This window comes from Nitrospirales bacterium (assembly GCA_031315865.1).
GTDB lineage: Bacteria > Nitrospirota > Nitrospiria > Nitrospirales > UBA8639 > JAGQKC01.
Map to the genome: position 1 here is coordinate 1,429,273 of JALDRJ010000002.1, position 22,677 is coordinate 1,451,949.

Sequence of the window (22,677 nt, forward strand, 5' to 3'; positions counted from 1 at the left end):
GTAAAACTTTCTATGGCTAAGGAGAGGGAATACGTCATGAAGCTGTTTAATCCGGATAATGCTTCTCGCAGTGAAAAGCACAAAAAGATCTACGCGTTCTACGCGCTTGCCTATACGATCGTCGATTTCTCGGCGGCCGTTCTTTTTATCGTGGGCAGTATTCTCTTTTTCAAACAGAGCACGACATATGCCGCGACGTGGCTGTTTCTCATCGGCTCGATTTTCTTTGGGTTACGCCCGACGACAACATTGCTGCGCGAGCTCGCGTACATTCGCGCAGGTGACTATGACGATGTTCATTCGAACTGAGTTCAAGGACATATCGGCTATTGCCCTCTTCAGGGAACCACTGAAATCGATGATGTATGCAGGATTGAGAGTGAAGCGGGAGGACGCATGAAATGACGGTCATAAATATCACACTCGTGGTCGTCTGTGTCGCGGCCTTCGGGATCATGGTCAGTGGACCTGTGCGCAACAACAGAAATTGGTCTGCGACGGTCACGCCTTTGGCGTCGATTATCGGCAGCGGATTCCTCGTCTCTGTCCCTCTCCTGGCCAGTGCGATAGGCATCTGGGCGGTTGCCGCGGTGGCGGCACTGACGCTGCTCGCGTACTTCATCGGCGGCGCGATACGGTACAATATCGGCTTCGGGGAACCGATTTTCGAGAAGGCTCAAACGGGGCACATCATCAAATCCGTCGAGACCTTGTCGCACCTCGTGCTGATCGGGGCCTATTTCATCTCCGTGGCCTACTATCTGGTTTTGCTTGCGGCCTTTGGGATGAAGTTGCTCGGCTTGAACGAACCGCTCATCGGAAAAATCGTCGCCGCCGTCATGATCGTCGGCATTTGTGGAGTTGGAGCGACTAAGGGACTGGAAGGCGTCCAGCGCACCGAGAAGTTTACCGTGAGTGCCAATTTGGCCGCCATTGCCGCGCTGCTGGCGTCACTTGCGATCTTCGACCTCCATCTTCCGTCAGAATACAGTTGGACCGCCGCGGCAGAGCAACAGCACACTATCAACTGGGACACGTGGAGATTTCTCATGGGACTCCTGATCATCGTGCAGGGGTTTGAGACGACGCGGTTCATGGGGCAGGTCTACGACCCCGAGACGCGGATCTCCGCGATGAAGAAGGCGCAGATTTCGTCTTCCATCGTGTATATCGTCTTCTTCGTCTTGATGATCCCGCTCTTCCCGTATTTTACATCGACCGCAGACGTGGCCGGGTTCATAGGCGTGATTGACCGGGTTTCTCCATGGCTGCCTTATGTCGTCACGGCCGGAGCGATCGCCAGCCAGTTCAGCGCCTCGGTGGCTGACTCGATCGGGGCCAGCGGATTGATCTCCGAGACGACACGCAAGCTTGTCAACATAAAGCATTCGTACATCCTGATCGGGGCCGTATCGCTCCTGGTAATCTGGACGACAGACGTGGTGGCAGTCGTGGCATTGGCCTCGCGTGCCTTTGCCTTGTTTTACGCGTTGCAGTGCATTGTAGCCTTTCTCATCGCCCAACACAGGGGGGAGAAGAGCAGGGCATGGGTCTTCGGCGTGCTTGCCGGTTTGTCTTTTATCGTCGCAATCATGGGGATTCCAGCGGGCGGGTAGGACGCACATCGATGACGCAGGGTGCATTCGGAAAACTGCGTCACCTGTTGGCTTTTCATGCCAATCAATGCTTTTGAGAGTATTCGACGAGTTAAGAAGACGGGGTTGGCGTGGGGGCTGGTGCGTTCTGCCCGGAGGTTTTGGACTTTCTCGTAAGGAGAATTTCTTCGAGCGTCAGAAGGGCGTCTCGTCCGGAATTCGTCTCAAATCCCTTGGAAAGACTGGAGTCGGCGTAGGAGTGGCCGTGTTCTTGCGTGGCGCTTTGACTGAGGCTGCCTGACCAGGCGCGCGGGTCGCGTGAGCCGTGTTTGCGGTTCCAGGCGGTCAAACAGGCTTTGGCGATGAGCTTGTTGAGGGGCGCCGGATTGTAGAGGAGCTTTTTGATATTCCAGGGAGTCAGGCTCAAAGGGTTGTAGCCAGCCGAGAGATAGCCATCCGAGAGGAGTTTTTCCTCCAGATCGGTGTTGGGCTGGACGCCCAGAAAAAACATCAGGGGAAAGACGCGCTCTTCTCCGAGGATGGAGGCCACGACCTTATAGGATTCAATGCTTTGGAGTAATGTCTCTTCGGTTTCTTCCGGCGAGTTGAGTGAATAGTTCAAGATCACGCGGCCTTGAAAGCCCGCCTCTTTCAGGTATCGGCATCCGTCATAAAGATGTTCCAGTTTAAAGCCCATGTGTAAGCTATTGAGCACTTTTTGCGAGCCGGCCGTGATGGCGACCTCCAAGTCGCCGACGCCCGATTGGACCATCAGCTTGGCAAGATCGGCGTGGATCATCGACGTCCGCACGTACCCCGACCATTGAATCTCCAGTTTTTCTCGGATAATGCGTTCCAGGATTTCCGTGCATTGCGGATAGGCATCTTTTCCGGGAATGAACTGCGCATCCGTAAACCAAAACCGCCGGGCACCCCATTGGTGATAATACTGTGAAATATCCTTGACGACGTTTTCGGCTGGCCGGTAGCGCACGCGCTTGCCTTCAATATACGGATAGAGACAGAACGCGCAGTCATAGGGGCAGCCGCGCTTGCTCTGCACGCCGATGGATTCACCAATGTACTCTCGATATTGCGGAAAGATGGTCGTGAGATAGGGAATATCCACGGTCAGCGAATCGAGCATGGCCGGGGTATTCTTCGTCCCTTTCTTGACCGTGCCGTGTTCTTTGACGATGAAGCGTTCTTCACCCAGGGATTCATCGTTCAGGACTTTGAGAATGGCGTCTTCTCCTTCGCCGAGAATGCCGATGATTCCTTCCGGCAGCTTTTCGATTAACTGATCGGCAAAGGCCGTAAACGCCCCACCCCCGATCATCATCCGCATAGCCGGGAATCGTTTGTGAATCAGCCAGGGATACGACAAGTTATTCCGGATATCCATGTAATACCGGTAGAGGTTCCGTAACCCCTGGAACGAGGCCACCAGGCGTTTGAGCGGATTGCTGGCGTAATAGAAATTAAAGGCCTGTTCGAGCGAAGCGTCTCCTTCATGGGGTGAGAAAATCTGGATATCCCGCCAGGAAAAACATACGAGTTCAGGTTGAAAGGAGCTTGTCACGTCTTGTAGGGCTTGTTGCCGTTCGCTCAATGGATACAGCGAGAGGTCTAAGATGCGTTGCCGGACGTCAGGCCGACGGCGGTGGATGAAATCAGCCAGATAGGTAATGCCTGTAGGGTAGACTTTCTTGCACGGAAGAAAGACGTAGAGGACGGAATTCATGAATTTATTTCACGGCTGTGTGAATGGCGACGATGCCGCCACTGAGGTTTTGATAGTCGACATGCTGGAACCCGGCCTTGAGAAGCAGTTCGCGAAGCCGTTCTTGATCGGGAAAGGTGCGGATCGAAGCCGGCAAGTATTCGTAGACACCGGTCCCGTCACGCGCCACGACCGTTCCAATCCACGGCAGGAGTCGAAACGAATAGACATCGTATAATTTTCGCAGAATCGCAGTGGTTGGCCGGGAAAACTCCAAACAGATAAACCGCCCGCCAGGCTGTAACACGCGATGGATTTCTTTGAAGGCCCGCATGTGATCGCCCACGTTTCGAACGCAAAATCCTGCCGTAACGGTGTGGAACGAATCATTCTGAAATGTCAGATACTCGGCATTCATTTGAAAGCATGAGATTCGTGGTTCTAAGCGTTTTTCCTGGATTTTCTGAAGTCCGACTCGCAGCATGGCTTCGTTCAGGTCTGCTGCCACGACCTGACCGGATGGTCCGATCTTTTGATTCAGCAAAATGGCTAAATCCCCTGTTCCGGCGCCCAGGTCCAGCGCTCGGCCTCCCGTATCGGTCACACCCCGCACGGCGCGCTTTTTCCAGAGATGGTGCAGACCGAAACTCAGCAGGGAATTATTCAGGTCATAAAACCGCGCGATGCCGGTAAACATCCGTTGTACGGCTTGCTCGCGGGCTGTGCCGGTCCAGGTTGAGATCGATTTGGCGGAGTCGGATTTTTCAGGACTGTGGGCGACGGGGACCATGGAGAGACGGTAGAACCGTCTTTCGGCATTTGTCAAGAAAAAGTCAGTCCTTGTGCCACAGACTGATGATCGGGATTTCGGAGCGGGGAAAAAGTGGTTGAAGAGCTTGAGGGGGTTGAAAACCCTGGAATCCGCTCCGTTGAGCAAATTCACATGCCCAGCCCGCTTCTTCTTTTCCATGGTTCAGCATGAGGAGGAACCCTTGTGCGTTCAGACTCTTCTCCATCCGCGCGAATAACCGTTGCGGACGATAGACTTTGAGCGGTAATCGCCAGGCGACCAAGGGGTCAGGGATGACGAACGGATAAAAGCAGGTGATCCCATCCACTGAACCGCCGTACTCGCAGAAGTCCATCACCGTATACGAGGTATTGGGGAGACCACGGATATAGTACTGGGCGTAGTCAAAGCGGCTGTAGAAGTTGGTATACACCCGATAGCCCTCGATTTCGATCCCTGCGAGCTGCCGGGGACGAAAAAAGGCATGAATGGCTGGAGCGTAGTAAAAGTTCAGTGAGCCTACATCGACGAGTGATTGATCGGCTTGAGGGCGCCAGTCCAGAATCTGTGTAACCTGATGCAGCATATCCAGATATTCATAGTTGTCCAATGCTGTTGAGGACTGGAATTGATTTTCAAATTGAACTCCGTATTGGTCTTGAAGCGATTCTATACGTTGGCGTTGCTGGGCCGTCAGTGATTCGGGCAGGGTGTGAACCGGATCTTCCCGGTATTCTCGACGAATCCATGTGAATCCTCGAGACACTTCATACCAACACCGGTAGTAGGCTGAACGGATGCGCAGGAGTGGGGATATGGGGGGAACGGTTAAAACTGATGAGGGTTGAGTCATGCTTGACCGTGTCTATGGAGATCAGTCTGTCGCATTTGTCTGGCGGCTTTTTTCAACAGCCCCTACTAATTGTATGTCGGTCATCGAGGGATATTCCTGAGTCTGGCCCCAGGAGGCCCCAACAGTATGAAACCGATATCTGTTCAAGACGCGCACTCAGATGTCCAGGACTATTTTTTTCCTTGATTTCCACATGATCCAACCAATGCTTCCCAGAAGTGCCAAGCTGGCGATCATGAGCCACAGGAGGTTGGTCCAAAAGTCGGACCCCTGTGAAGCGGGAGCCGGCTCTTCTTTCTTCTGGTCGATTAAATTGTTGTTGTTCAAGAGAGCGGTCGATTGCAGTTTTTCGGGGTGTGGAAGAAGACGAAATGAAAAAAGAGGATGATCGGTGGTTTCAAGCGGGTCAGGTGTAGCCGTATAGGGTCGTCCGAGGGCCGTGAAACGAATTTCGTAAGTCAGGGAAGAAAGGATTGTACTAAACAGAGCCGAAAACGACGTTTTCGGAAAAACGTTGTGCACAAAACCTTCAGGGGAAGCCGTTGGCGGTGGTGGCGATGTTTGTGTGATTTCCCGGAAGTGATGGGCCGGTGAAGATTCGGCGGATGGCTGAAGGTCCTGGTCCGTGAGCGACGAATTGATGGGAACGGCGAAAGCCGTTCCTGCCAGAAGCAGATGACATTCGAGTATGATCACAATAAGCCAACGCATCGGGAATCGAAATGCAAACAATCGTTTGAAGAGCACATGGAGAATTCAGAGGGGAGATAACGCTTAATCGTTCCATAAAACTTCGCCTGAATCAATAGTAAAAATCCCTGCTGAATACATGCAGTGGGTTCGCTAAGAGATCATCGTCTGGCAGACACACGGTGATCGTCATGGTGTATACCGGAATGCCCATACCGCGAGGCGCTGTGCATGGAATTGGGGTTTTTCAAAATGCAGGAACACGTCAGCTTTCGAATCATACTGCATGAGATAATTCATGCCGAAGAGAGGCGGGCTTTTCACGGGCAATCTGCTCCACTGCTGGTTGTCGCTGTGATAGAGGAATGTGGCGCTGCTTCCGGATGGATTATCGTACGATGAGGGCCCGTCGTTCGCCAGATATAGGAGAATCTGATGGCGGGTATCGTAGGCGATAGCGGCGCCGTTGGCCGGAAGTGGCGGGTGCGTGGCATTGATTCGTTTCCATACCACCGACTGCGGGGAATAACTCCACAATTCATGGCTTCTTTGATTGTTCCCCAACGATAAGAATGCCTTGAGGTATGTGTCGTAGACCAGCCTAAAATGATAGCCGGACAACGCGGAGGCCGAATAGGCGGTCCATTCAGGATGTCGAGGGTCATAGTGATAGGTTTGCTCGCCGTCGTACGCGATAAAGCGGTGTCCAAGCGAATCCCAGGCGAGTCCACTGGCAAAGAGTTGTGGCGTCGAGATGTCAAGGCGTTCCCATGCCCGGGTATCTGGATCATATTTCCAGGTAGCAGGTTGGAGAGACTGAGCGGCAGTGGGATTTTTTGTGGTCAGACGGAAGGCTAGTGTGGCATGTCTCGGCGAACCGACGAGCAGCAGCGTGCGGTTTTTCCGGTCATAATCCCATCCGTCAAAGGCATGCATGGCCCATGGGCGATTCGTGGCTGTCACGGCATGTCCCTGTGAGGTGATGCGATAGCCGGTCAGCGGGTCAGCTTGGTAATCTTTCGTCCAACTCAGGTCTGTGAGCAGAAGTCGATAGACGCTGTTGTCATAGTCCTCTTCATGCGTATCTGCGCCGAAGAAAAAGACGGTGCGTCTATCGGAGGCCATCGCGGAAGCGCCGTGGAACACTTTTGGCGCTGGAGTCAGGCATGTCGATAATCTGACCCATTGATTGGGAGTGAGTGTTCCCCAGTCGAATGTCTTGCATCGTTTAGCCGGTTCAGCGGAACGTCCAACCGTGGGGAAAGAGAAGAGCAGTCCCGCCAGTACGCAAAGCCAGTACGCAAGAAGGAACATCATAGTTTGTCCTGCGGAATGTCTTGTGTGCGACGACATGTTGCCAGTGTAATACATCGTGCATTGCTGAGACTCCTGTTTTATGGAGATGGTCGCATTGTTGGATATCGGACAAGGAAATTCAAGGATGGTCATGTATTTGGCAATTTGGCGATGATTACGAGAGAGAAGGAGTAGACAATGAGTACTCGCAGTGTCATCGTGACCGGAATGTGCCTCGTTAGTCTCATTCTCATGTTCGGAGGAATATGGAGCGGTGCCTACCCCACTGCTCAGGCAGGAGTAGGCATTCAAGCTCCGGAGATCACGAGCGAGGTGTGGCTGAACTCACAACCCCTGAAACTCTCGGATCTCCGGGGGAAGGTCGTGATGGTGGAGTTTTGGACGTTCGGGTGTTGGAACTGTCGAAATATCGAACCATATGTGAAGGCCTGGCATGAAAAATATGCTGAAGAAGGATTGGTCGTGATCGCTGTGCACTCACCGGAGTTTCAATACGAGCATGATGTGAATCGCGTCAAAGAGTATATTCACGATAAACGACTGGCTTATGCCGTGCCGATTGATAACGACTTTAAAACCTGGCGGCAGTATCGGAACCGGTACTGGCCGACGCTGTATTTAATCGATAAACAGGGCGTCATTCGGTACATCAAGATCGGTGAAGGGGACTATGAGAAGACAGAGAATGAAATTCGACGTCTTTTAGCCGAACGCTCGTCATAAAAAACGGCATCAGGGATTTCTTCGCGGGATCACTATGCCTTCATCGCCGCCGAGCATTTCTCCTTTTCCCTGGAGGTACCATTGCCCCACGAGAGCGGCGGTCACGGCGTCGAGTTCGTCACCCGTGGCCTTCTTGGTTAACCCCTTGATGCCGAATTTCTTGAGCCCCTGGAAGAGTCCTGTCAGATCTTGATGCTGACGGGGAATTTCCCAAATATCCTGGGCCGCTCCCGGGTAACATTCGACCGCTCGATAGCCCATGGCTTCGAGTTGTTTCTTCAGACGCAGCCCCCGCTCTGTCAGCATCCGCATCGGCCCGAGCGTGATCGGGAAAAATCTGATTCCGAGACGCTGTAACTCACGGTCACATTCACGGAGATGTTCACCATTGCGGTCGTGGATCGTTGTTCGGCCCCTGGGTAGGCTTAGCGGAGCGTCTATCGGCACGAGGTCGGGCTTGGCCTGGTCTACGAATTCCAGAATGCGCTGATCGTCATACGCGACTTCAGAAAGTGCCGTCATTCCCCGAAGTGTACATAGACCCGTCGGGCGGCGAGGAGAGCCTGCCAGGTCTACTCCAACGATGACGATTGTTTGACGTGCAGACATCGCACCATAGTCTAGCATGATGGAATGCCCCTCTTCGAAAGGACTGAGCCCTGCTCCATGGGCATGAATATGGTACATTCCCAAAAGAACAGTATTGAATAAGTGATGTGAAACGGCTAGGGGACTAAGAATTGAGACGCATGTAGCATGCTCGTCATCATCAGATTCATAACCTTGTTGATCGCCATGGTCTTCATCGGAGGGCTATGGGCAGATAAGGGATATTCGGCGACGGACCATGATGGCCAGCTCTGGTTCCCGATCTACAATCGCGTGCATTTACCGAACAGTTTTCTCGGGTGGATCGAGGTGAATCCCAGGTTTGGGCACAACATATCGGAAATCGATCAACTGCTGCTTCGTCCAGCGTTGGGCTATCAGATTTCACCCTCGTTTTCCATCTGGCAAGGCTATGCATGGGTGACGAACTATGAACCTCGATTCCTGGATGAACACCGGTTGTACCAACAGTTGAGCTTTCGCCAGGCCTGGACGGGGTTCCGCATGTCTAGCCGAACCCGATTTGAAGAGCGGTTTATTCGGGACGCAAGGGGAACGGCGCTTCGTGCGCGAGAAATGATTCGCGGGGACATTCCCTTTGGGGCCAGTACAGGTTGGGGACTCGTGATTTACGATGAAATCTTCGTCAACCTGAACACGCTCCAGGGAGGACCGAAATCCGGGTTCGATCAGAATCGGGTCTTCATCGGCGTCAGCCGCCGATGGACGAACTTTCTGAGCATGGATGTCGGATACCAGAATCAGGCTATCAACAGAAGACGGGGCCCGAATTCAATGAATCACATCATCCTGGCTCAGTGGTTTATCGACTGGGGAAAGAACTAAGCCATTGTCCGTGAGGCATTTGCTCTTGAGCGCGCACTCAGATGGCATGAAACGTCTAGGCCGGTCTAGCGCCATTGCCAGCTTTTGGGAAGGAAGGTATAGAGTTCGAGCATCAGGCGGGCGCCGTAGGTTGGGCCGAAATCTTTATTGTTGAGTTGATCGTTCCATGTCTCGATCGTAATGGGATGAAACCGTATGGCCACCGAATAAAAACGTTCTTCTAAAGAATCCCCGAACACATCCAAGAATATTCCGGAATCGATCGTCACGCCGAATTCAACTTCAAATTTTGGAAACCCGTCAGGCCTGAACCACCCATAACTGAGGGAACCTTGGGCGATGTGCGACTCGGACGCCAGCGCTCGAAAGGCCGCACCTTCCCATATTCTTGAATACCGGTAGATTCCAGAGAGCTTTAAAGGTCCAAAGACCGAGACCCACCAAGGCTGCTCTTTGTCAGACTTTTCATAGAATGTCTCCACGATGGACCAGCGGCGAAACCCAATCCGTCCGAAGACCTCATGGTACAAACTGCCGGAAGTCACCCCTAATCCGGCAAATCCGAGCCGTTCATGCGACGCGATCGAGAGCCACCGATTGAGTGAACCCGTTATCATGAAATCCGTTTGCCGCCGCTTCTCACCGACCGGAACTTTGGGAATCCCCTTGAGCCCTTCGTGGACAACCTCGTTCTGAAGGTATCGGGTCGGTTGATCTCGAGTCGGCCCTGCCCCAACCGTCAGGTTTGTGCTCCAGTTTTTCAATGTCGTGAAATGTTCGGTCCAGCTCAAGGTAATCTGATTCAGCCCGATCGTTTCATGGATGCCATTGAATCGTTCGCCTTCTCCGTTAAATTCCGTAAAGCGATTGAGGGTGAGTCCTAATTGAAGGATTGGATATTGATCAGGATAAGCGAGTGCGCCCCAGTGGATTTCCGGAGCGGGAGTTTCCGCGTAAGCCCTGCCATGCAAGAAAACGACGAGGACTAGTAGAAGGGAGAAAGAGAGCAGCGGCACTGGATGTCGGAAATAGGCATTCATGTTTGTGGACCTCCCGAATCGTAGGTGCCGACAGACTTCACTGAGTATTCATTCGTGTTTGGAATGGGTTTGAGGCATGTCTTATACCAGAGGGGGGGGGGCATCATGTGATGATGAAAAATCGGTAAAGACTTAACCTCTATTACAACATATAATCGTTTTCAGTAAAGATTGTCGAGGCAAAATGTTTTAAAAATAGTTCTATGTCCTATTCTCTGCACGAAATCCCAATGGGGAAGCTTGAAAATCCTGTTTAAAATTAGCGGTTTTTTCCTGATCCTGGTTGGAGCCGTCGTCCTGCTCCTTACCTTGTTTCTCAATGATATGATCAAGGCAGGAATCGAAAGACTTGGCCCGGAGCTGACAGGTACACCCGTCACGTTGACGCAAACCAATCTGTCCGTGTTCTCTGGTCAGGGACAATTGGAGGGATTGACGATCGGCAATCCGAGCGGATACGAGACTGGGCATGCGTTAAAGGTGGGAAACATTCAGGTCGCGCTTTCTCTTTCTTCCATGCTTTCAGGCACGCTTCTCATTGAAGAAATTCTGATTGAGAGTCCGGAAATTGTGGTTGAGGGCGGTCTGACACAGAATAATTTACAGCAAATTCAGGAACGTGTTGAAGCGTACGCTTCTTCGAATCACGAGGGCGATCAGCCTGATGAAGAGACAACCGTCAACGAAGCAAAAGTGAAAATCGAACATCTTCGCATTCACGATGCTCGAGTCCAACTGGCTTTGAGTCTGCTCGATGGAAATGGTCCAACGATTTCCCTGCCGGATATTCATCTTCGGGATATCGGGAAAAAGACCGATGGAACGACCTGGCAGGACGTGACGGAGCAGCTTCTGGATGCCATACAGTCATCGGTACTTCAGGTCATCCCGAAAGCCGGAAAACATATAGAGCGTGGAATACAAAAGATGACGGAATCGGTGCAAGATCTTGGCGTTGTCTCGAAAGATGCCGTGTCAGAAGTCTTTCAGGGTATCGGGGAATTGTTGCAACCTCAGAGAGGCCGGTGATTCAGATCATGAAGAACGAGATCATCCTGACTGGAAAGAGACGGAGATTGAGAGGTTCCGGAATGTACTAAGATTGGGTGGCTTCATCAACGGTGTGGACGAGCTCTCGAAAGTTACAAGGTTTATCGACGATTGCATAGGCTCCAAGCTCCATCGCTTTCTGCTTGTCTTTTAGTTTCAACACACCGCTGAGCATGATCACAGGCGGAGCCTTCCCATTCTGGTTTTCATTAAGGCGTTCGAGCAAACGCATTCCACTCATAATTGGCATGTGATAGTCGGCGATGATGAGATCTGCATGGTTTTCTTCCAGCCAGGCGAGACCAGCGGCCCCATTTTCCGATTCTGCACATTCATACCCGGCAGATTCCAGTGCCGCTCTCACAGTTCTGCGTACGGCCGGTTCATCATCGACGATCAGAATACATTTTTTTCGCTGTTCCGTAGGTCGAACCATTTCACGCTTTCGTCAAAGTTTCCGACACTATGAGTTTTCATGCAGCGTGAAGGTAAATATACTTTATTTTTCATGTGCTTGGCTATCATAAACTACGTGTTCGTACTTGGGAAATGATATGGAACTAGATTTTGTATCTCGAGCAAAGCATGACACAATGCCTAATTATTGAGCAACCTGCTTAATTGGTTCATCTGCTTGAGGCCTGATGAGTTCAATTCACTTTTCTCACAGACTTGTCCACAGAATTAGGGGATTCATGTGACGGAGGAGCGAGAGAAGCCGAATACCTGAGATCCACGGGGAAGATGACAGTTATGAGCAGCCTATCCTGGAAACATTTGACGTTCGTCTTGGTGGGGATATGGTGCGCTGGCTGTGCCAGTGTGGACTATGGACTCTACAAACCTGGAGGCACTGAGGAAGAATTTAATCGTGATGCGTCGGAATGTCGAAGGAGTGTCGGCCTGGGAGAAGGTAGATACAATCCCTCGCAGATGCTCGCATTTGTTATCCCCCGTTATAAGGAAGAGCTACGCTCTTGTCTTCACGAGAAAGGATGGAAGCTGAGACCTGATGCCGTATAGCGCGCGCCATGTTTTCGTCCCGAAATTTTCAACATTCCAGGGTCAATGCAAGCCCATGGGCATTGCCCCGCTCGCGTTTTCATAGATCTGATATGGAACGATATCGCACGGGGATCCATCGCCTTGCCGGTCGATCCACATGTCAAATTCTCCATCCTGATCATCGTCTTCCCAGTATAAAAGAGGAAATTCTTTTGTCTCGACGACGGAGTTCCAATGTTCATTGTATTCGGAAATCAGAATCTGGCGGGCGGTCTTGTAATCGATCACACCGTCTTGTTGTCGGGAATAGGAGCGAGTATACAAGCCGGTGATAATGTTGACATCTTCGTTCACTAGATACTCTTCCAGGGGTTCGGGGGAGAGTGTCTTTGTCGTCAGAGACCAATTGGTCTGGCCTGATGCGCGGACCCACTGGCATTGGGTCTGCCGATCGAAGGAATTCTCCGGTCCAGCACGTGCTAACTGAAGGGTTGGGAAGATCGCCAATATGCAAGCGCCCAAGAATACAGTCAGGAATTTCTCGAATGGTTTGGTATGTAAGCGAAGCGACATCATCGGTAATCTCCTTGGTAAAAAGTTAAAAGGTTCGAGCATTGGAGCGGTTTGAGTGTTTTGAGCTTCATACTTTGTGACGGAGCAACCTATGTGCCAGGTTCGGTTCATCACGAACAGGAACGCGAATATCATGTTGCTGCGCAGGACTTCGCAGGAAGATTGGCTAATTCTCTACCGAGGGGTCTCACAGTTCTGTATTCTTTAGAGAGACATATATGTTTGAGAGTGAGGGGCGTGAAAAGGGATGATGTCTATGGCCAAAGGGCTGACATCAAACATGTTTCATAATCAGGCGGGTTGAAGAGCCATCGACCAAGGGTTGGCCATGTCAATTTTTTGTCGCGCAATGTCCGGCCATCTGACGCTACGGTGACGGCAGCTTTTTGTATCTCTTCCAGTCGCACGTTGTATCCGATTCGATACACCGGGATTGTTTCGATTGCAGGCTATTCGTATCATTGCCGTTCTAAGCCATCCTTGTTCAACGTGTCCTTGCTTATGCTGCGTCACAACGTGTATTGCATGCTGGGATGTGAGCATGACCGCATTTTGTAAAGAAGTGCCTGATGGTGTAATTTATGCAGCATATCATAGACATTGGATGAGATGGTCGAAGTGAGTTGTGAAAATGGTCTGATGGAAACGTCCATGAAAGAACACGTTCGGCAATTTCAAGCATTGCCGTTCAGTGTTGTCACGAACGATCGAGGATCTGCGAGGTCAAGCCCATGTTCTCTACCCTCATTCCCTGTCTCTTCGCCGCTTATCTGTATGGAGGGTCTCTGGCTTCCGCCTACGACTATCGGCCAGTCCAAATTACACCTGCCGATTGTCAGTTCAAGGCGTATATCACGGAGAACAAAAACTTTATGCTGATTCTGCTGAATCCGAATGTCGCGACCACGGATGCTGCGCAGATTCGTGTTGAGATTCCCATGCCGAAGAGTAGCGGGTGGAAACGGTTTCAGTATTGGTGGGGGTCTGATCGCGCGTATATCGAAGGCGAAGAAGTGCTCGTCAAGCATGGGCCCATCAGCGTGTATTAGTCAGTTGTCCTCTTTAGTGGCTTTGCGTCTGTCCAGCCGTTTCGGCATTTCATGTTCTTCCGACTCTGCTACCATTATGAACACGGGTCAGGTTGAGCGCCCGAGAAGCAATGTGTGTGTCCGTCCATTTCCCGGCCCTAGTGGTTGGCAGGAAGAAGACACGATAGTCATTATGGTCTTGACCTGAGTGGAGCCTTTGGTCATTTCTTCTTGAAAACGATGTGAGATAAGTGAAAGAATGGGCACTTCGTTTTCAGGCTTGGGTCGTCGGCCTGTAGTATCATTCCACCTCCTGTATTGTTGGTCTCCTTTTCTACGGAACAGCGAACGTGATTGACCGTTTCTTATGACCTCCCTGTTTGTGAAGCTTTACAAGAAAGTCGTGATCGAGAAGCCGTACTTCTCGTTGATGCTTGTCTTCAGTGCGTTCGTATTTTTCCTTTTACACAGCACCGAACTCAAATTAGATGCCTCGTCTGAGTCAATCGTCTTAGAGAATGATCAAGATTTAAAGTACTACCGTTCCACTCTTAAAACTTACGGCTCCGATGATTTTCTCATCATCACTTTTTCTCCGAAAGATGACCTATTCTCGCCCTCATCCTTAACGACGCTCAAGTCGCTACGGGATGAATTGTCCAAATTGGAACGGGTTGAATCCGTCCTCACGATTCTGGATGTGCCATTGCTGAACAGTCCCAGGGTTTCCATCTCGGAGTTGACTGATGGCGACGCCAAGGTTCGGACACTTGAAACTCCAGATGTGGACCTTGAATTGGCCCGTCTGGAGTTCCTGGAAAGCCCGATTTATCGGAATAATCTCGTCAGCCTTGATGGGCTTACCGCGGCTGTGGTGGTCAACTTCAAGACCGATGAACGTTACCAGGCGCTGTTACAGAAGAGGAATCAGCTGCGGGAAAAAAAGAAAACGGCAACTCTGACGGCGGAAGAAACAACACGATTGGAAGAGGTATCTCGAGAGTTTATTGCGTACCATGCCCGCATCGTTGAGCGAGAAGGGCTGGATATCCAACGTATCCGGGCCATCATGGGACATTATCGTGAACATGCCCAGTTGTACTTGGGCGGAGTTCAGATGATCACGTCCGATATGATCAGTTTTATCGAACATGACATCGTCGTGTTTGGGATTGGAGTGACCGCCTTCTTAATCGCCGTCTTGTGCCTCTTTTTCCGGAAGCTCCGCTGGGTCTTGATTCCGATGTCGTCATGCTTAATTTCCGTCGGCATGATGATGGGCTTCCTGGGGTTTACCGACTGGAATGTGACGGTGATTTCGTCGAACTTTACGTCGCTTCTCCTCATTATCACGATGTCCTTGACGATCCATTTGATCGTGCGATACCGGATACTTTGTGAACAGTGCCCAAACGACAGTCAACAGTCACTCGTGTTTGACACGATGAAGACGATGGTCATGCCATCGTTCTTTACGGCCATGACGACGATCGTGGCGTTTTGCTCGCTCGTCGTCAGTGATATCCGACCCGTCATCGATTTTGGATGGATGATGACGATAGGTATTGCCTTGGCCTTTGTCCTGAATTTTCTGTATTTCCCGTCCGTGTTGTCCTTGCTTCCTGTGGAGAAGGTCGTGCCTCAACGTGATCTCACGAGGCGATTCACGTCCTGGATCGCGACGTGGACGTTGAAACATGCGACATTCGTGATGATCGGAGGCGGGATTCTGGCTCTCATCGGAATTATCGGGATCACAAAGTTAAAAGTCGAAAACCGGTTTATAGATAATTTTAAAAGCACGACGGAAATCTATCGGGGGATGGACTTGATCGATTCCCAACTAGGTGGGACGATTCCACTGGACATCATCATCGATGCTGATGCGGATTTTTATCAGGGTCTGAAAGAGAGCCAAACACAGCGTGATCCTTTCGATGACCCGTTTGATGAAAGTGACAGCGCAGAAGAGGTGACGTATTGGTTCAACGGAGATCGCTTAGGCCTGGTCGAGAAAATCCATGACCATTTGGAAGAATTGCCGGAGGTGGGGAAAGTCCTCTCAATCGCCACGGGCATGAAAGTCTTCAAGCAACTCAATGATCAGAAAATACCGGAGGATTATGAATTGGCGCTTCTCCGAAAATGGGCACCAGATAGTGTCAAACAAGCGCTGATTAACCCCTATCTTTCACCAGATGGCAATCAGGTCCGGCTGACGATGCGTCTGATAGAGTCTGCTCCGACACTCAATCGAAAGCTGTTGATCGAGGAAATCAGGTCGTATCTGACGGAGGACATGGGGCTCTTGCCGGAAAACGTCCATCTCACCGGGATGGCCGTGCTTTACAATAATTTGCTTCAGAGCCTGTACACGTCACAGATCCAGACTTTAGGGGTGGTCTTCGTGAGTATCCTGGTCATGTTTGTGATCGCGTTTCGGCAGGTCGCGATTTCGTTGATCGCGATCGTCCCCAATATTCTGGCCGCTGGCGTCGTATTGGGCCTCATGGGGTGGGTCGGCATTCCCTTGGATATGATGACGATTACGATTGCGGCCATTACGATCGGTATCGGTGTGGATGACACGATTCATTATGTTCACCGGTTCCAAGTGGAGTTTCCGACCTATCAAAATTACAGAGAAACGGTCAAAGCTTGCCATGGAAGTATCGGTATCGCGATGTACTATACCTCATTGATCATTACGGTTGGATTTTCAATCTTGGCGTTGTCGAATTTTATCCCGACGATCTACTTCGGATTATTGACTGGCGTGGCGATGTTGACGGCGCTCATGAGCAATCTGACTTTGCTCGCTGCGATGCTTGTCGTATTTAAACCGCTCGGGCCTGAGCGGAAGCCGGCATGAGATCACGCCAGGATCTGAATGTGAACTAGGGGCGGCAGGGTTGGGATGTGACGGTTATGGAGATCGCATAAAAGCGCCTCTTGCTGGAACAACAGTTACCCTTCTCCCGCATACGACATGAAGAGAAGGGTAACCGTTCGATCATCCTGGCTTCAAACTGATTCAATCACGGCGGCAGGGGCAGCGGTTTTGACGGCTTGAATACTCTTCTGCATCGAGGCTTTCGATTCAAACATTTCGCTCTTTCCGATTGGCTGCATATTTTTAGCGATCAGAACGAAGTAGTGTTTACCGTTTTTCGAAACTTTTTCTTCATACTGCCCACCCAGTTGGGCATTGGTTTTTACCGATGCAATCGCACGTCGGGCACCCGACGGTGAATGGTAGCCCTGGCTTGCCAGGATACATTCCCCGCTTCGCGCCTTTAAGCGAAAATAGGCCTTGCCGTCTTTTCCCTTGAACACTTCAAACTTCGGATCTTTCATTGCCATGGATGATCTCCTTTGGTTGGTAGTGAGTGAGGAGGGGAACGTGACGCTCGCATGAATCGGGAACTTATTGTGCCATGATCCATCAAAATTTCAAAGTCGTAAGCAGGCTTTGCCGATGTCGCATTGGCCCTGAGGTGCTTTCAACAGGCGTTCAAGGTCTGAACTCAGATTTTCCTGCTTTGGTTCTGAACTTCATCCTGATTCTATTCCTCTCTTCTTGACCTTCCCTCTAAAGAAGCTGGATACTCTTGCCTGATAACGCGTGCGGGGTTTCATGGGCATCGAAATCGTGCAACGTCTCAGCTGGACCAGCTATTCGGGGGAGGAATTATGAGTGCATACATCGCGTCTAACGGGGTATCAATTCCGTCGTTCATGTACGGAACGGCCTGGAAAAAAGGGACGACAGCCCAGCTTGTCGAGTTGGCCGTGTCTTCCGGATTTCGAGCGATCGATACGGCCAATCAGATCATTCATTATCACGAAGCCTTGGTGGGCGAGGCGCTTTTGACTCTCGCGGGGCAGGGTATCAAGCGCGATTCCCTCTTTCTCCAAACGAAGTTTACACCGGTCGGGGGGCAGGATCATCGCACACCGTATGACCCGTCCAAGCCTATTTCTGAACAGGTAGAGCAATCATTCCGGAGTTCCCTGGAGCATCTGCATACCGACTATATTGATTCATATGTTTTGCACGGCCCCTATTCACGGGGAGGGCTGGGCGCTGAAGATTGGGAAGTGTGGGCGACTCTTGAAAAGCTTTATGAATCAGGGACAGTCAAGATGATTGGCGTGAGTAACGTGACTGCGGGACAGCTCCGTCTTCTTTGCGACAAGGCCAAGATTCAACCCATGGTCGTGCAAAATCGGTGTTATGCTGCGTTTGGATGGGATAAAGACGTGCGGGAAATCTGCAACATGCACAAGATCATCTACCAGGGGTTTTCATTGTTGACGGCGAATCAAGATGTGTGGATCGACCCGACTATTCGATCCATCGCGCAACGGGTTGGCGCAGGACCTGCGCAAGTCATCTTTCGGTTTTCACAGCAGATTGGCATGCTTCCGCTGACTGGCACGACCGATGCTGACCACATGAAAGAAGACTTACGCATCGAAGAATTTGAACTTACCCCAGAGGAAGTTGATCACATAGAAAAGATCGCAATGTGAAGAGTTCTTCACAAACTCATCGGATGCACTGTGCATAAGCTTCATGTCAAAACTAGTAGCCTTGCCTCGTGATGTAAGCATTGGCAAGGGCAATTCTCTCTCGCCGACATGTTCGTTCAAGTAATTGATGATGGTAAAACGAGTCTGTCACGGCGATGAGCTGGAACTCATGACAAAGCTGGATCGTGTATTGCAGAGAGGCAGAAGTTTTAATCAACGCCATCCCATACTCATAGAAGACTTTTTCGTCGTCCAATACAAACTTCCTGCTCAAAATCCTGACTATGTCGACGTCATATACGGCTGACTCCCGCTCGGCTTCTTGTAAGCGGCATAACGCCGCCGGATCGGTTGGGCCGGTACTGTTTCCGTGGGCATCCTGGCAAAAGGGGACAAGGCCGCGTTGAAATTGAGGATTCTTCTTCAACCCTTCATGAAAGGCTGAACGCCAAGTTGGATCGCGAAGATCGAGATTGACGGCCAGTTCGGTTTCAGATGACAGGGCTCCATTCACTGAATGCCCCTGGACGATTCGTCCGGTCTCGACAAGGTGTGAGTGGGTATCACCCATCCGATCTGAGTATGCGATCGTTCCCGCCAAGGGCGAGAGCTGTAGGGCCATGTAGTCTCGAAAGTGGATTTGCTGGTACGTTTGCAACAACTGGTGCAGCGTGCGTTCGTGACAGAGGTGGAAGGGATAAAAGAGGGCGTTCAATGATTCAAGTCGACCGAATGGTGTCTTATGACTGGCCAGGTGGCAGACGAGCACCCAGCCGGCAATCGTGAATATAGGATTTTTCTGAACGTGCGCATTCTCGCGACCGATCATCAACTGTCGCATAGAGGGTCAACAGTTCTTCGCCGATCGCGAAATGACAATCCTTTTTGTGCCGTTCGGGGGTCTGCTGACAGAACTCGAACGCATTGTCGGAGGCGTGACCCGATACATTCAGGAAATTCTTCACGACACCGACGAAACAGCGGCCCTGGTACGTGGCGCCTCCTAATTCACACAGGGCGATCGATTGTCTGATGTCGCGCAGCGTATGCCCGGAAATATCGCGTCCCATGCTTTGGTAGCAGGTCGGTTGCATGTCTTGAGGAGCCTTGTCGCATTCGCCAAAGGCTTTGGCAACGTCATACTGTGTCAGGTGTAAGATGATCGACGTCTGCATCATGTAACATTCTCGTAAGTACCGGGTTTCGAGGTTGGAGCAGGGGTACAGTGGATCTTTCGGATCGATGAGCTTGGGTGGTTGAGACATTTCGTGGTGATCCTGAGCCTTCCCGTGATGCTGGTGAGTTTGTTGTGGGCCGCGGATTCCTGTCACGACTGTTTCCATGAAGACTCCGCCATAACACGATTGTTGATCCCACGCAGTTTGTAACTTGTCACACATGGATAACGCACGTTTAAAATCGTGGTTGAGGTGCATGGTGAGCCCATGTCCCAACCCGTGGAAACAATTGAAATAGGCGAATCGTCCTTTTTCCTGCTCGAGTCTAGCGCTACAAATGGCCACGACGTCTTCAGGGGTTACGTGGGGCTTGCTGCTTAAATATGCCTCGAGGGCTCCATGATAACATCCGGACTGATGAGCGGCCGTACATTCAAACATGACGGCTGAGACATCATGCAGATGATGATACGAGGTCCGTCCGACATGATGAGTCAGGTTGTGAGCTTCACTGCGGGCAACGGGATCCTGAGCTACGATTTGGTCAATGACTTGTAGCGCTCGTAGAATGCCTTGCGTGTTGATGGTCTGTTCCAAATGGTGCTTGTAGCAGTCGATCTGTCCTCGACACCGTTCGTGAAGAGGCGCGGACGGCTTGGTTGGCGCGGGAGAGATATTGAGGCCTTGAGGCTTTGCGGGAGAGGCGTGAGGTTGTGCTTCTACCGTCGTCTGACTCATTCCTGAGTGAGGGGTTATCCCGTCAGCTAGAAGAAAGAGTCCTATCCACCCAACTATCCAAACAAACCGTGCGTGAGCCAGTATTCTCATGACCTTCTCCATCGATGAGTCTGTCTTGTGGGTCATTGCTGAGGGCACCTCTAAACACGGTCCTTTTCCGCGATGACGACGTCAACCGCGTGCTCAAATCCTCATGTATTCCCGCATACACTGCGGTTTTCCGCGCGCGGTTTCCTTGCCCCCACAGAAAAATCCTCGTTTTTAGAGATACCCTTGACGAGGAATTCCTGAGAAGCACATCTTTTATATGAGATGACGTTCAATATTAAACCTTTTCATGTTCTTCGATCTAGATTAAGCTATGGCCAGCCGGATTTTCATCAAACGACATCGCTGGACCAACAAGAGTGATTCATCTTGGTCATCTTAATATATACGGAGGAATTATCGTGAACTGTCTCCCATCATGGTTGAAAGCATCGGTAATGTCTAGTTTGCTCGTAGCGGTGTTGTCCGGATGTTTATACACGGATATTCAATCGCCGCGGGCCTATCGTTCTGCGAGTCCAATAGATGTTCAAGCGAAAAGCACCGACAAAGTCGTGACAGGGGAAAGTTGCAATCGTTCTGTTCTCTTCCTGGTGGCATGGGGGAATGGCGGATATGTCGAGGCTGTCCGTAATGCCCTGTCAAACGAACCTGTCGGTTCCGTGCTCTACGATGTCCATGTCGATACGAATGCTCAAGCGTATCTATTCGGGCTCTACGCCAAATGGTGTACGGTCGTGAGAGGAAAAGTCGGGTCCCTATGAGAACGAGGGTGATCGTGCTATTCGTCGTACTTGCCCTTTGCAGCGCTTGCGCACCGTTGCAACGGTGGAACTATGAAGCGCGTTCCGGTTTAATCTTCGTGGGAACATTCGTCGTGTTTTATGACTCGGAAGGGCCCCTTTCCTATCAAGCATTGACCCCGCATGACATTCTTCCTGCTATGGTTCCGGTCGGGGAAGTCGTGGGGGATAGCTGCCAGCATGGTCTTTCGATTCCCATCATATTTTCTGCGAACGATCGCTTCAGTGTTTCGGGCGCCAAAGGGGATGGCAGTTACAGGAAGGCGCTTCGAAACATTCAAGAAAAGTATCCGCATCTTGCGGGTGTTTACGATGTGAAGGTGGATGTACAGAAATGGTCGATATTGACGATTTATAGGCGGGAATGCACGGTCGTTGCGGCTCAAGGGTTCACCCATCCTGATTCTGATAACCTTGTCAAGGTTTCTGCTCAAAGCTCGCCGTTCAGGGAGTAAATTCCTTGGATGAAAGCGAGTCGGATTGAAGGGCGGAGGATGTCTGCGGACAGTGCAGGTGCGTGTTGAGAAATGCACGCACGCGAGTCTCGTACTCTGCCGGCGCATACAGGTGGAAGTCTTGGTGACGAGCGCCTGTGATGAGCCAGAGTTCCTTTGGCGACTGCGCCTGAGAAAAAAGAGCTTCCGTTTCCGATCGCAACGTGTGTTGATCGTCGGTGCCGCCTATGACGAGGGTCGGAACCGGTAACGAGTGAATGGCGTCGATTGGACGCAAGCCGGCAGGGTCGATCCCATAGAAAAAATGAAAGTGCCATAACAGGGGATAGGCCAAAAGCGGAGCCAGCAGCCCCACTTTCTGTCGTACCCGATTGACTATGGCTTGATCGAGCGTCGAAAACACGGCTTCGAGGATCAAGACGTCGGCTTGTAACGACGCATCTGTTAAGACTGCGGCCGTACCGCCCAATGAAAACCCGATCAGGCCGATTTGGCTCGACGGATTTCCCTGCCTCACATACTGAATGGCCGCTCGAACGTCTTCTTTTTCCAATGCGCCGTACGTAATCGTCTCTCCTTCACTTTCCCCATGGGCTTGAAAATCGAACAGCAGCACGGAATAGCCGGCGTCATGTAAAAACGGAACGCGACTGGCCATGCCGAGACGATTGCTTCTTACTGCATGCATGAGAATCACGGTGCCGCATGCGGGATTTCCAGGGACGAGCCATCCTGCAAGCTGTTTCCCGCTGGGGTCTAAAAACTGAATGGACTGGGGGCGAGGCACAAACGAAGATGGACTGATGCGGGTATGAGCAGGGGCTGTGAGTTGCGTGCCCATCCAATACGTTCCAGCCAGGATGATCAGAATGCCGACACTGGATAGCCAGACGACGTACTTGAAGAACTTAGTCATTGGAGTGGATGAGTCGCTTTCACCGGAATACCTGTGAATTCCCCCCACATCTGCTCATTGTACAGGAAAGCCATACACCAGCCCATTGAGGAAATATCAGTCTGTTGGGCGTAGCGGATAACTTTTATCTTGCCAAGGCCGTGAAGCAGCGATTACGGTAG

23 protein-coding genes are annotated in these 22,677 nt (G+C 51.2%); 10 read left to right on the plus strand and 13 right to left on the minus strand.

The window, feature by feature from the left end:
• The first annotated feature begins 36 nt into the window (after nt 1-36).
• Nucleotides 37-309 (plus strand): YrhK family protein, encoded by a 273-nt coding sequence (locus tag MRJ96_06660; protein ID MDR4501115.1) that lies wholly within the window; start codon nt 37-39, stop codon nt 307-309.
• Nucleotides 310-401: 92 nt separating this feature from the next.
• Complete coding sequence (locus MRJ96_06665; protein MDR4501116.1) at nt 402-1,616, plus strand: hypothetical protein; 1,215 nt, start codon at nt 402-404, stop codon at nt 1,614-1,616.
• 91 nt (nt 1,617-1,707) lie between these two features.
• Here MRJ96_06665 and MRJ96_06670 read toward each other — a convergent pair whose 3' ends face one another.
• The 5 genes from MRJ96_06670 to MRJ96_06690 all read right to left on the minus strand — a co-directional run bounded on the left by MRJ96_06670 (nt 1,708) and on the right by MRJ96_06690 (nt 6,968).
• The gene (locus MRJ96_06670; protein ID MDR4501117.1) at nt 1,708-3,339 is read right to left on the minus strand and encodes a radical SAM protein; all 1,632 of its coding nucleotides are present in this window, start codon (nt 3,337-3,339) and stop codon (nt 1,708-1,710) included.
• A gap of 4 nt (nt 3,340-3,343) precedes the next feature.
• Entirely contained in the window at nt 3,344-4,144 is an 801-nt protein-coding gene (gene ubiE, locus MRJ96_06675; protein ID MDR4501118.1) for a bifunctional demethylmenaquinone methyltransferase/2-methoxy-6-polyprenyl-1,4-benzoquinol methylase UbiE, read from the minus strand.
• A 7-nt stretch (nt 4,145-4,151) separates the two neighbouring features.
• Entirely contained in the window at nt 4,152-4,961 is an 810-nt protein-coding gene (locus MRJ96_06680; GenBank protein ID MDR4501119.1) for a hypothetical protein, read from the minus strand.
• Between the two features lie 156 nt (nt 4,962-5,117).
• Nucleotides 5,118-5,672 carry a hypothetical protein gene (locus tag MRJ96_06685; protein MDR4501120.1) on the minus strand — a complete coding sequence of 185 codons (555 nt, stop codon included), beginning with the start codon at nt 5,670-5,672 and terminating at the stop codon, nt 5,118-5,120.
• A 168-nt stretch (nt 5,673-5,840) separates the two neighbouring features.
• Nucleotides 5,841-6,968 carry a hypothetical protein gene (locus MRJ96_06690; protein ID MDR4501121.1) on the minus strand — a complete coding sequence of 376 codons (1,128 nt, stop codon included), beginning with the start codon at nt 6,966-6,968 and terminating at the stop codon, nt 5,841-5,843.
• A gap of 177 nt (nt 6,969-7,145) precedes the next feature.
• Between MRJ96_06690 and MRJ96_06695 the strand changes: the two genes are divergently transcribed.
• Nucleotides 7,146-7,691 carry a redoxin domain-containing protein gene (locus MRJ96_06695; protein MDR4501122.1) on the plus strand — a complete coding sequence of 182 codons (546 nt, stop codon included), beginning with the start codon at nt 7,146-7,148 and terminating at the stop codon, nt 7,689-7,691.
• Between the two features lie 9 nt (nt 7,692-7,700).
• On the opposite strand, the gene MRJ96_06700 is transcribed toward MRJ96_06695, so the two are convergent.
• Nucleotides 7,701-8,318, minus strand: a complete 618-nt coding sequence (locus MRJ96_06700) for a DUF429 domain-containing protein (GenBank protein ID MDR4501123.1) — start codon at nt 8,316-8,318, stop codon at nt 7,701-7,703.
• A gap of 129 nt (nt 8,319-8,447) precedes the next feature.
• Between MRJ96_06700 and MRJ96_06705 the strand changes: the two genes are divergently transcribed.
• The gene (locus MRJ96_06705) at nt 8,448-9,146 is read left to right on the plus strand and encodes a DUF2490 domain-containing protein (GenBank protein MDR4501124.1); all 699 of its coding nucleotides are present in this window, start codon (nt 8,448-8,450) and stop codon (nt 9,144-9,146) included.
• Between the two features lie 65 nt (nt 9,147-9,211).
• On the opposite strand, the gene MRJ96_06710 is transcribed toward MRJ96_06705, so the two are convergent.
• Complete coding sequence (locus MRJ96_06710) at nt 9,212-10,186, minus strand: hypothetical protein (protein ID MDR4501125.1); 975 nt, start codon at nt 10,184-10,186, stop codon at nt 9,212-9,214.
• 240 nt (nt 10,187-10,426) lie between these two features.
• On the opposite strand from MRJ96_06710, the gene MRJ96_06715 reads away from it, so the two are divergent.
• Nucleotides 10,427-11,215, plus strand: coding sequence for an AsmA family protein (locus MRJ96_06715; protein MDR4501126.1), 789 nt, complete (start codon nt 10,427-10,429; stop codon nt 11,213-11,215).
• 67 nt (nt 11,216-11,282) lie between these two features.
• Here the strand turns inward: MRJ96_06715 and MRJ96_06720 are convergent, their stop codons facing one another.
• Nucleotides 11,283-11,672, minus strand: coding sequence for a response regulator (locus MRJ96_06720; GenBank protein ID MDR4501127.1), 390 nt, complete (start codon nt 11,670-11,672; stop codon nt 11,283-11,285).
• 629 nt (nt 11,673-12,301) lie between these two features.
• The gene (locus MRJ96_06725) at nt 12,302-12,817 is read right to left on the minus strand and encodes a hypothetical protein (protein ID MDR4501128.1); all 516 of its coding nucleotides are present in this window, start codon (nt 12,815-12,817) and stop codon (nt 12,302-12,304) included.
• 728 nt (nt 12,818-13,545) lie between these two features.
• On the opposite strand from MRJ96_06725, the gene MRJ96_06730 reads away from it, so the two are divergent.
• Both MRJ96_06730 and MRJ96_06735 read left to right on the plus strand, forming a co-directional pair.
• A complete protein-coding gene (locus MRJ96_06730) occupies nt 13,546-13,863 on the plus strand; it encodes a hypothetical protein (protein ID MDR4501129.1) in 318 nt (105 codons plus the stop codon).
• 346 nt (nt 13,864-14,209) lie between these two features.
• Nucleotides 14,210-16,714 carry an MMPL family transporter gene (locus MRJ96_06735; protein MDR4501130.1) on the plus strand — a complete coding sequence of 835 codons (2,505 nt, stop codon included), beginning with the start codon at nt 14,210-14,212 and terminating at the stop codon, nt 16,712-16,714.
• A 152-nt stretch (nt 16,715-16,866) separates the two neighbouring features.
• Here MRJ96_06735 and MRJ96_06740 read toward each other — a convergent pair whose 3' ends face one another.
• Nucleotides 16,867-17,205, minus strand: coding sequence for a YegP family protein (locus MRJ96_06740; protein ID MDR4501131.1), 339 nt, complete (start codon nt 17,203-17,205; stop codon nt 16,867-16,869).
• A 330-nt stretch (nt 17,206-17,535) separates the two neighbouring features.
• Here MRJ96_06740 and MRJ96_06745 point away from each other — a divergent pair, with 330 nt between their 5' ends.
• Nucleotides 17,536-18,378: an aldo/keto reductase gene (locus MRJ96_06745; GenBank protein MDR4501132.1), complete on the plus strand. Its 843-nt coding sequence runs from the start codon at nt 17,536-17,538 to the stop codon at nt 18,376-18,378.
• Nucleotides 18,379-18,430: 52 nt separating this feature from the next.
• Here the strand turns inward: MRJ96_06745 and MRJ96_06750 are convergent, their stop codons facing one another.
• Together MRJ96_06750 and MRJ96_06755 are read right to left on the minus strand one after the other, a co-directional pair.
• Nucleotides 18,431-19,219, minus strand: a complete 789-nt coding sequence (locus MRJ96_06750; GenBank protein MDR4501133.1) for a hypothetical protein — start codon at nt 19,217-19,219, stop codon at nt 18,431-18,433.
• Nucleotides 19,119-20,384, minus strand: a complete 1,266-nt coding sequence (locus MRJ96_06755) for a hypothetical protein (GenBank protein ID MDR4501134.1) — start codon at nt 20,382-20,384, stop codon at nt 19,119-19,121. The genes MRJ96_06750 and MRJ96_06755 overlap by 101 nt, the downstream gene beginning before the upstream one ends.
• Before the next feature lie 395 nt (nt 20,385-20,779).
• Between MRJ96_06755 and MRJ96_06760 the strand changes: the two genes are divergently transcribed.
• Both MRJ96_06760 and MRJ96_06765 read left to right on the plus strand, forming a co-directional pair.
• Nucleotides 20,780-21,106 carry a TRL-like family protein gene (locus MRJ96_06760; GenBank protein MDR4501135.1) on the plus strand — a complete coding sequence of 109 codons (327 nt, stop codon included), beginning with the start codon at nt 20,780-20,782 and terminating at the stop codon, nt 21,104-21,106.
• A gap of 14 nt (nt 21,107-21,120) precedes the next feature.
• Complete coding sequence (locus MRJ96_06765) at nt 21,121-21,600, plus strand: hypothetical protein (GenBank protein MDR4501136.1); 480 nt, start codon at nt 21,121-21,123, stop codon at nt 21,598-21,600.
• Here MRJ96_06765 and MRJ96_06770 read toward each other — a convergent pair.
• On the minus strand, nt 21,590-22,516 hold the full coding sequence (locus tag MRJ96_06770) for an alpha/beta hydrolase (protein ID MDR4501137.1): 927 nt from the start codon (nt 22,514-22,516) through the stop codon (nt 21,590-21,592). The two genes, MRJ96_06765 and MRJ96_06770, sit on opposite strands and share 11 nt — an antisense overlap.
• Between the last annotated feature and the right edge of the window lie 161 nt (nt 22,517-22,677).